A 541-nucleotide genomic window follows, 5' to 3' on the forward strand; every position below is an offset into this window, starting at 1 on the left:
AAGACCCTGATATGGCAAATAAAATTGCAGCATTTTGCCAAGGTAAACCGGCTGTAGTAAAAGAAATGAAAACGGAGCGTAAAGAGTTTCAGCCGCCGTTTTTATTTAATTTATCAGCACTGCAAGCGACAGCTAATAAAGCTTTTAAATTTTCACCGAAAAAGACGCTTGATATAACACAAGCCCTATATCAAAAAGGAATAGTTTCTTATCCGCGTTCGGATTCTAACTATGTTACACAAGGAGAAGCAGCGACGTTCCCTGATATTTTACAGAAGTTAAGTCAGTTTGATGAATATAAAGGTTTATTGCCAGCACCAATTGAATCAATTATGAATAATAAGCGTTATGTGAATGAAAAAAAAGTGACAGATCACTATGCAATTATACCGACAGAGCAAGTTACAAATCCAAGCAAACTATCAGGTGATGAAAAGAAAATTTACGATATGATCGTAAGAAGACTGATTGCGGCGCATTATGAAGTAGCAATCTTTGACTACACAACGATTACAACTCTTGTAGACGAACGTGCTGAATT

At 36.2% G+C, this 541-nt stretch carries 1 pseudogene; it reads left to right on the forward strand.

Annotation, left to right across the window (positions count from 1 at the left end):
- Nucleotides 1-541: pseudogene (topB, locus tag AC1Q8N_RS28770) on the forward strand (DNA topoisomerase III); the annotation flags it as partial.

This window comes from Bacillus sp. GW823-FHT06B01 (genome assembly GCF_058952315.1).